This window comes from uncultured Acetatifactor sp., assembly GCF_948601915.1.
GTDB lineage: Bacteria > Bacillota > Clostridia > Lachnospirales > Lachnospiraceae > Acetatifactor.
This window is the reverse complement of record NZ_CAPDXS010000248.1, coordinates 1-3,251: the sequence shown is the minus strand read 5'-3', so window position 1 is coordinate 3,251 and position 3,251 is coordinate 1. Positions and strand designations below refer to the sequence as shown.

General features: G+C 50.7%; 3 protein-coding genes. 1 reads left to right on the top strand and 2 read right to left on the bottom strand.

Annotation, left to right across the window (positions count from 1 at the left end; all coding sequences use genetic code 11):
* On the top strand, positions 1-586 hold a 586-nt coding region (locus Q2B33_RS23620), incomplete at its 5' end, for a peptidoglycan-binding protein (protein ID WP_300823290.1).
* Positions 587-864: 278 nt separating this feature from the next.
* On the opposite strand, the gene Q2B33_RS23615 is transcribed toward Q2B33_RS23620, so the two are convergent.
* Together Q2B33_RS23615 and Q2B33_RS23610 are read right to left on the bottom strand one after the other, a co-directional pair.
* On the bottom strand, positions 865-1,908 hold the full coding sequence (locus Q2B33_RS23615; protein ID WP_300783369.1) for an acyltransferase: 1,044 nt from the start codon (positions 1,906-1,908) through the stop codon (positions 865-867).
* Positions 1,909-1,974: 66 nt separating this feature from the next.
* Positions 1,975-3,084 carry a DegT/DnrJ/EryC1/StrS aminotransferase family protein gene (locus Q2B33_RS23610; RefSeq protein ID WP_300564468.1) on the bottom strand — a complete coding sequence of 370 codons (1,110 nt, stop codon included), beginning with the start codon at positions 3,082-3,084 and terminating at the stop codon, positions 1,975-1,977.
* Positions 3,085-3,251 lie beyond the last annotated feature (167 nt).

Sequence of the window (3,251 nt, the reverse complement as noted above, 5' to 3'; positions counted from 1 at the left end):
GTGGTACAGAAACCAGGGCTACAACTTCACCATCACCTCCTCCACGGCCTACGACCAGAAATGGGTGTACGGCAGGAACATCTTCAAGAATATCGATTACCTGGTGGATTCGGTATTCGCCAACTACCTTTCAAGGCCCGGGGTGCGCCAGCCCATTTTCACCGCCTACTGCGACGGGCGCAGGGTCACCTGCAACGGCTTGAGCCAGTGGGGCTCCATGTACCTGGGCGAGGAAGGGTATTCGGCCATTGAGATCATACGGTATTATTATGGAAACGATATGTATATCAACACCGCCCAGCTCATCTCCGGCGTGCCCTCCTCCTGGCCCGGGTATGACCTGACCATAGGCTCCTCCGGCGACAAGGTCAGGCAGCTCCAGACCCAGTTGAACCGGATCGCCAGGAACTATCCCGCCATCCCCACCATTACCGCCGACGGCATCTACGGGTCTGCCACGGCCAATGCGGTGCGGGTCTTCCAGGGGATATTCAACCTGCCCCAGACCGGGATCACGGATTATCCTACCTGGTATGAGGTGTCGGAGATTTATGTGGGGGTTTCGCGGATTTCGGAGCCGGGGTGAGGGGATTCGGAATCAGGGATTGGGAATCTGGAGATTTGAGAGAATTGCCCGGGACAGACGTGGAACAGCCAACGGGATTGTTGGCTGTTTTGCGGGGGTGCGGGGTACTCATTGGGGGGGGCTGCCCTGTAGGTTCTTTCTCTGCCCGGGCTGCCATGCGCAGACGCTTCGTCAAGGTTTCCTGAATTTGTTTTACAAAAGAATTTCTTTTGGAACAATTTTCACATCTCTAAAAATCAACGCATTATTCATGTCATGTTCTCCGAAATCATTCATCGTCAACTGCATTCCCTATTTCTTGATTGGCAGGCTTCATCATATAACTTCAAAAAAGGCTTCTCCAAAAAACGAATCCTGACCATATCAATCAAAGCACAGACAGCATAAACACTAAGCACAGAGCCAACCGCATGCAGCACATAATAGCTGCTATAGTATGCCGCCACATTATCCAAGAAATCCTGCCATAGCCACCGCCGCATGGTGTCGCTATTGGCATGAATCATCAAGACGCCAAATGTCGAAGCGGCTATCCTGTTGATTATAGGACGATATCCCAATTCCAGATTTTTGAAGAAGAGGAATGCGCTTACGGCTGTCACGACTGCCAGGAACTTGTTCGAATCAGCCACAAAATGGTAATAGACTCCCTTCCCCCATTCTGCATATACCCAGGCGCCCGCTATAACGCTTCCCCAGGACAACAGCAAGGATATCAGCAATGCGGTTCCCCACAGTTTCCTGTTGTCGAGATATCTTTCTGGATACAGGCGTATATAGGCACCAAGGAAATACAGCACCATAAACCAACCCACATAAGTGAATGCCGCAGGTGCCTTAAGGAACGTCTGAAACATGGTTCCTACCAACAGGCAAAGTCCCACCAATTCCAGATGCTGTATTTTGTCCATTTCCTTGATAAGCAGGTTAAGGAATGGTATGAAAAGATAAAATACCAAGTACGAGTCAATGAAACCTGTTCCCAGGCTATAAACCGGAATCAGGGCCTTCAAGAATTCCTTCATCGAAAACGGGGCATATCCGCTGAACAAAAAAACCAGGCAGAACAACAGTTTATAAAATTCCACTTCCAAAACCAGTTTCAAGAACTTCCTCATGCTGGCCTGCGACTGGCACATGAAGTAACCCGTAATCAGGACAAAGCAGTTGATCCCTGTCTTCCCTCCCCAGCCGAACAGGAGGCTGAACACCGCAGGGAATGCCATCGCATTGTCCTGTGTTATCTGGGCAGTTATGCCAGAGTTCACCACATAATGATGGGCGATGATGCAAAGCATCGTAACAATCCGAAAAAGCTCAATAGAAGAGTCACGAGTACCCCCCCGGAAATATTTCTCGTTTTCATATCAGCGATTCCTCCAAAACACCTACATCCTGCAAGCCAAAACAATCTCGCAAATATGATCCACATCCTCCATGCTCAAATCAGCATAGAGCGGCAGCGTCAGCACCCTCTTGCTGATATGCAGCGCCACTGGGGTCTCATTGACATCATACTGGCGATGGAAGCAGGAAAAGGTGTTCGTCAGAGGATAAAAATATTTCCGTGCACCGATACCGTTTTCAGCCAGCCTGTCAAAAACCTCGGCACGGCTCGCTCCGAAAACCTTTTCCTCAAACACTACAGGGAAATAGGCATAATTGGCTTCCACATCCGCCTGGACTGCATTCAGACGCACCCCCTCTACGCCTTCCAGATGACTCCTGTACCGCTCTACGGCCTTTTTGCGCCGGCAGATTTCTTCCTCCACATGACGCAGATTGCACAGCCCCATCGCAGCACAGAATTCATTCATCTTTGCGTTGGCTCCGACCGCACTGACCTCCTCCGGTCCATGGATGCCGAAATTCTTCAGTTCATAGAGGGCGCTCCCAAGATGAGAGTCCCTGAAGCAGACAGCGCCTCCCTCGATGCTGTTGAACACTTTCGTTGCATGAAAGCTGAAACAGGACGCATCGCCGAAACTGCCGATTCCCCTCCCCTTATAGCTCTCTCCGAAAGCATGGGCCGCATCATATATCACCTTCAGCTCATACTTATGGGCGATGCGCCCTATTTCCTCCACATCACAGATGTTTCCATATACATGGACAGGCATGATGGCGCAGGTGCGGTCCGTAATCAGGCCTTCTATCTTCTCGACATCCATCGTATATGTAACCGGATCGATGTCGCAGAACACGGGCTTCAGCCCGTTCCTCACGATTGCATGTGTGGTAGACGCGAAGGTGAACGGAGTCGTGATGACCTCCCCTTGCAGGTTCATCGCCTGCAAAGTCAGCTCCAGCGCCATATGGCCATTGGTCAGCAGCTCCACATTTTCTACGCCAAGAAAGCCTTTCAGCTCCTCCTGCAGACTCCTATGCTTGACTCCCATGTTCGTCAGCCAGTGGGAGTCCCAGAGCCCCTGGATTTCATCCATGTATTCTCCGAATTCCGGCATGGAAGAACGGGTTACTAAAATTTGCTCCGCCATCTTTCAACGACCTCCTCTGTATGCCATCACTGTTTCCTGCTATGCAACAGCCCTCCCATTCCCTATGGCCAGGCATCCGACTTCCATGATATCCATCAAGGGCTGTCCCAGTAGCGGTTCCTTTCAAGAAGCTTGTAATAATCTTCTGCAAGAATCCCAGTAAGAAT

Coding starts and splice junctions, on each gene's coding strand:
- Q2B33_RS23610 (WP_300564468.1), bottom strand. CDS start 3,084: ATGGCGGAGCAAATTTTAGTAACCCGTTCTTCCATGCCGGAATTCGGA.